Genomic DNA, 5122 nt, shown 5'->3' on the forward strand with positions numbered 1-5122 from the left:
GGGCTCCTCACGGCGCGGATCGGCCTGCGGGTCAGTGAAGAAGGGGAAGGGGACGGTCAGAGGGGGATGTTGCCGTGCCGGCGTTCCGGCATCGGGGCGCGTTTGCCGCGCAGCGCGCGCAGGGCGCGGCAGACCTGTTCCCGGGTCTCGCGCGGCGCGATGACGGCGTCGACATAGCCGCGCTCGGCGGCCAGGTACGGGGTGCCGTGGGTGCGTTCGTACGTGGCGAGGAGGCGGGCGCGCAGCGCCTCCGGGTCGTCGGAAGCGGCCAGTTCGCGCCGGTGCAGGACGCCCACGGCCCCCTCGGCGCCCATCACGGCGATCCGGGCGGTGGGCCAGGCGAGGTTGACGTCGGCACCGAGGTGCTTGGAACCCATCACCGCGTATCCGCCGCCGTAGGCCTTGCGCACCACGACCGTGACCTTGGGGACGGTGGCCTCGGCGTAGGCGTACAGCAGTTTCGCGCCCCGCCGGATGATCCCGGCCTGCTCCTGCCGCACCCCGGACAGATATCCGGGCACGTCGGCGAAGGTCAGCAACGGGATGCCGAACGCGTCGCAGAACCGCACGAACCGGGCCGCCTTCTCGGACGCGTCGATGTCGAGGACTCCGGCGGCGTGCAGCGGCTGATTGGCGACGACGCCCACCGAGCGGCCCTCGATCCGGGCCAGGGCGCAGATGATGTTCGGCGCGAACAGCTCCTGCACGTGGAGCAGTTCACCGTCGTCGACGACCGCGTGCAGGATCGCCCGCATGTCGTACGCCTCGCCCAGCCTGTCCGGGACCACCTCGTCGAGGTCGGTGCCGGGCGGCGGAAGCCCGGGGGCGTACTCCGGGGGCCGTTCCAGGTTGTTGGCCGGCAGGTACGACAGCAGGTCCCGCACGGTGTCGAGGGCGTCCTCCTCGTCGGCGGCCAGGAAGTGGGCGTTGCCGTTGACCGTGTTGCTGGTGCGGGCACCGCCCAGCTCCTCGGCGGTGGTGCGCTCGCCCGTGACTGTCTCGATGACGTCGGGACCGGTGACGAACATGTGCGATGCGCCGTCCACCATCACCGTGAAGTCGGTGATCGCCGGCGAGTACGCGGCGCCGCCCGCGCACGGCCCCAGGACGACCGAGATCTGCGGGATCACCCCGGACGCCTTGACGTTGCGGCGGACCAGTTCGGCGTAGAGGGCGAGCGAGGCGACACCCTCCTGGATGCGGGCCCCTCCGGAGTCGTTCAGGCCGATCACCGGGCAGCCGGTCTTCAGGGCCAGGTCCATCAATGCCACGGTCTTCTCGCCGAAAGCCTCGCCCATGCTGCCGCCGAACACCGAGGAGTCCTGGGCGAACACGCACACCGGGCGGCCGTCGACCGTGCCGTACCCGGTGACCACGCCGTCGCCGTAGGGCCTCCGGGCGTCTTCCCCGGCGGGCCGGGCCCGGACGAACAGGCCGGTCTCCGTGAAGGAGTCCTTGTCCAGGAGCCGTTCGATCCGCTCCCGGGCGGAGAACTCCCCGCGTCTGCGCGGCCCGCCCGGGGCCACCGCCCGCTCCCGGCGCTGCTCCAGGCCCGCGACGCGCTCCGCGGTGCCTCCGGGCGGGTGCGTCGCCGTCTCCCCCGGACCGGATGCCGTCACCTCTGTGCTCACAACCACCTCCGAAGTGGCTCTCGAATATGGCAGCGAGGCGGAGGGATGCCCTACGGATCCCCGGTCTGTGTGGGGGAGTTGAGTCCTCGGGCGCCGGCTTTCATCCGGGTGTGACAAGGGGGCTTCGAGGGCCGGGCGCGATGCAGCGGCCCGAGTGCCGAATGCGTTCCCCTTCTTCTGTTGGACCCCCGGCCGCGGGGCGTCCAGGCTGGGGTGCACCATCGCCCGACAGCCGGAAGAGGTCACGAACCCAAGGCGGAGCTGGACGAGACCCTGTCGTCAGGGTGGGGCATACACCGAGGCGTACACCGCTCTGCACAGGGGCCAGCTCACCTAATACCGGTCGCATCCGATCAGTTCTCGTCAAATCCGCTACAGGTGAGAAAACCGTGTGAATGTTTCCGCGTGATTCGGGCAGGCGCAGCGAAAACACAGAGAGGGGCACTACGTGCTTGTACCGGACCGGAAGATCGTCAGGGAGTTGCTGACGCGGTACGCGTCGCTGAGGATCGCTCAGTCGGAGAGGCACGTGCCGACGGCGGCACGCGAGCTGGAGGACGTCAGCTACACGCTGTGCGTGATGATGGGGACGTCCGACATCAGTGACGCCATCGCCAAGGCGGATGTCCTGCTGCTCACCGAAGGGCGGCCGGACGCCGCCGACGCGGACGGGGAGAACGGCCTGACGCTGGTCGGCTGAGGGCCGACGAAAGGCCCGACGGGAAGTACTGGGCGTGCCGATCCCGCGCCCGCGGCAGCCACTGCAGGGGGCGCGGGATCGGCACGCCCCCTGCAGTGGCTGCTGCGGTGTGTTGCCGGTCTGCTCTCGGAAGCGGCGGCACCGTCCTGATGATCGTCCGGCCGGGTTGCACCACGGGAGCCTGGGAAAGCCCGGCCATCGCCTGTCACGGATGTCCGGTCTGCGTCAAGTCATCCCAAGGAATTCACACTCCGGGACACCGTGCCGCCTACACTCGCAGTCTCGCCCCCGCACGGGGCCGACGAGCAGAAAGGCACGTTGACGGGTGTTCCAGGATTCCCCCATCTACGACCGACTCATCGCGGAGCGCGGCGACGTACCCGCACAGGTGCGCCGCGAGGCCGAACGTGTGAGCAGGGAACTGGAGCTGGTCATGCGGCCCTCACAGTCCCTCGGCTACGACCGTCCGCACTCCCCGGGAGCAGGGTGGCAGCGCACGGGCATGCTCCCCGGCCCGCGGCCGCAGTGAACCGGGCGGTGGGCCCGGGCCCGGTCTGCGCCGGGCCCGGTGCTCAAGGGAGCGTCGTGCGCGAGCCGTTGACGTGCAGCGGCCGGACCGGGACGGGCCGGGCCAGCCACTCGGCGATGGTCCGGGCGATCGGCTGAGCGGTCTCCACCTCGACGAACCCGAACTGCCCCGACTGGTTGCACTCCAGGAACCACCAGGTCCCGTCGGAGTCCTCCACGAAGTCGAAGGCCCCGTACGCCAGTTCCGCCTCACGCAGATAGGACAGGACCCCCGGGGCGATGCAGGACGGTACATCGACGGGACTCCATGGCGAACCGGGCGCGGCGAACCGCACGTCGACCTCGTCCGGGTCCGCGCCCTCGGCGGTCGCCTTGCGGGCGGCCAGCATCCGCTCGCCCACGACGGTGAGCCGGATGTCGGCCCGCTTGGTGATCCGCCGTTGCAGCAGCGTCGGCCCGAACGCGACGGCGGAGAAGTCCGTCTCCGGCGCGACCCGGCTGGTCGGCACGGCCCGGGGTGGGTCCTGCGGATGCGCGCCCGAGACCGGCTTGACCACCAGCTCGGGGTAGCGCTCCGCGAACTCGCGGGCGGCGCGCGGGAAGGTCGTGATCAGCGTCGCGGGCACGGGCAGGCCGCATCTCTGGGCCAGGCGCAGCTGCCACGGCTTGTGCCGGGCCCGGCGCGCCGCGTCGGGATGATTCATCCAGCGCGCGTCCGAGCCCCGCAGCATGCCGTAGAGGGCTTGGGCGGCCTCCTCGGTCAGCCATGCGGACGGCTGCGCCGCCCGCGCTGCCGGGACGCCGGGCCGGCGCACCCACACGGATCGAAGCCCTCCGATGCTCACCAGCCGCCCCCCGGCGGACAGGTGGCCGCGGAACCGGCCGTGCACGAACTCCCCCGACAACGCGACACCACCGGTCAGGTCCGCGGGATCGACCCGGACCACCGGCACCCCCGTCGCGTTGAGATGCACGACGACCATGTCCGCGGTGACGTCCTCCTCACAGGTGAGGATCAGTACGGTCATCTTCGGCGGCCCGTGGTCAGTCGTCGAAATGCGTCTTGGAGCCGGCGGTGGACGTCGTGGTGCCGAACTCTCTCAACAGGGCGAAGTCACAGGCCGCGACCCGTCCGTCGCGGAGCACGTTCAACTGCAGTCCGGCGTCGTACACGTACGGAATGGCAGCTTCCAACTCCACTGCCGGGCGCGCGTAGTTGAGCGCGAACGGTTGCATCGTCTCTCCCTCGTCGGTACTGCGCCGATCAGGCGGTGGCCCGGGAGCGTGACCGCTCGGTCCACCGGCCTGTTTCGGCTTCCAGAGACTTATACGAGTCGAACGGGTGGTTGGTTTCCTTACTTTCCGTAGTTATTGGCCGGTTGCCGGTCCGGCCGGTGTGCCGTACTGCGCTCCCGCTCGCCGAGGGAGCCGCGGACAGTGCGCAGAGCGAGCAGCAGGACGCCGATGTCGTCCAGGTACACCGGATCGGGCACCAGGTCGGTGGGCAGCACCAGATAGAGCACCGCGCCCCAGAAGACCCAGCGCGGGCCCGCAGGGAGCCCCGCGCGCTGCAACTCGCGCCGGGTCCGTACCAGCCGTACGAGGACGACGACGGCGAAGACGAGGACGACGGCCGCGAGAACCGCGGCCAGAACAATCAGCTTCGTGGTCGTATCCACGGGTTGCCCTCCTCCTGGCATGCCGTGACACGGGACCTCCCGAACACCCCGCTATCTGGATTCCCGTTTCCGGCGGCTGTATTGCGGCCGGGGCCCGACATATCGGCGCGTCGGCGGATTTTCCCCTGCCGTGGTCATCCCGGTGGCTCACCCGAGTGGCACGGGGTGACGGGGGCGCCTAGTAGTGGTCAGCGTAACGTCGCTCGTCCCACGACGGGGGCGCAGGAGCGGACGCACTCTTCCCACGGAGGCGAGTATGACCACCTGCTCTTCATCACCCCGCCCGAACGAACCTGCCATACCCAGCGAGCCGAACGGGTCCGCCCAGCCGTCCGCCGAGACAACCGTCGGCACCGGCACGCACCAGGTGGAGCAGACGAGCGCGCAGCCCGCCGCCGGCCCGTACGAGACGCACCGGACGGGGCACCCGCAGTCCGCCGCATCCCACCAGGCCGGCCCGGCGGCCGCCGAGCCGGTCGCCCTCGGCACCCGCCCGGCGGCCGGGGCGGGAACGCAGCCGCCGGCCCACGCGCCGGACCCGACCGCTGCCCGGCCCGTTGCCCCTGCCCCGGACGAGGCGAACC

At 70.9% G+C, this 5122-nt stretch carries 6 protein-coding genes and 1 pseudogene; 3 read left to right on the top strand and 4 right to left on the bottom strand.

Annotated features, from left to right (window positions below):
• Positions 1-56: 56 nt before the first annotated feature.
• Positions 57-1631, bottom strand: a complete 1575-nt coding sequence (locus tag C1J00_RS37950; protein ID WP_180989844.1) for an acyl-CoA carboxylase subunit beta — start codon at positions 1629-1631, stop codon at positions 57-59.
• 448 nt (positions 1632-2079) lie between these two features.
• Here C1J00_RS37950 and C1J00_RS37955 point away from each other — a divergent pair, with 448 nt between their 5' ends.
• Together C1J00_RS37955 and C1J00_RS37960 are read left to right on the top strand one after the other, a co-directional pair.
• Positions 2080-2331, top strand: a complete 252-nt coding sequence (locus tag C1J00_RS37955; RefSeq protein ID WP_102913448.1) for a DUF5133 domain-containing protein — start codon at positions 2080-2082, stop codon at positions 2329-2331.
• 325 nt (positions 2332-2656) lie between these two features.
• Complete coding sequence (locus C1J00_RS37960) at positions 2657-2860, top strand: hypothetical protein (protein ID WP_102913449.1); 204 nt, start codon at positions 2657-2659, stop codon at positions 2858-2860.
• A 43-nt stretch (positions 2861-2903) separates the two neighbouring features.
• Here C1J00_RS37960 and tgmB read toward each other — a convergent pair whose 3' ends face one another.
• The 3 genes from tgmB to C1J00_RS37975 all read right to left on the bottom strand — a co-directional run bounded on the left by tgmB (position 2904) and on the right by C1J00_RS37975 (position 4538).
• Entirely contained in the window at positions 2904-3887 is a 984-nt protein-coding gene (tgmB, locus tag C1J00_RS37965; RefSeq protein ID WP_102913450.1) for an ATP-grasp ribosomal peptide maturase, read from the bottom strand.
• Between the two features lie 16 nt (positions 3888-3903).
• Positions 3904-4095, bottom strand: a complete 192-nt coding sequence (tgmA, locus tag C1J00_RS37970) for a putative ATP-grasp-modified RiPP (protein ID WP_053673313.1) — start codon at positions 4093-4095, stop codon at positions 3904-3906.
• 119 nt (positions 4096-4214) lie between these two features.
• Entirely contained in the window at positions 4215-4538 is a 324-nt protein-coding gene (locus C1J00_RS37975) for a YkvA family protein (protein WP_180989845.1), read from the bottom strand.
• 256 nt (positions 4539-4794) lie between these two features.
• On the opposite strand from C1J00_RS37975, the pseudogene C1J00_RS37980 reads away from it, so the two are divergent.
• Positions 4795-5122 (top strand): annotated as a pseudogene (locus C1J00_RS37980) (hypothetical protein); the annotation flags it as partial.

Source organism: Streptomyces cahuitamycinicus, assembly GCF_002891435.1.
In the GTDB taxonomy this organism is placed as follows: Bacteria; Actinomycetota; Actinomycetes; order Streptomycetales; family Streptomycetaceae; genus Streptomyces; species Streptomyces cahuitamycinicus.

Bases quoted from the DNA above. Each gene is read 5' to 3' on its own strand.
- tgmB (WP_102913450.1), bottom strand. From the start codon at position 3,887: ATGACCGTACTGATCCTCACCTGTGAGGAGGACGTCACCGCGGACATG.
- tgmA (WP_053673313.1), bottom strand. From the start codon at position 4,095: ATGCAACCGTTCGCGCTCAACTACGCGCGCCCGGCAGTGGAGTTGGAA.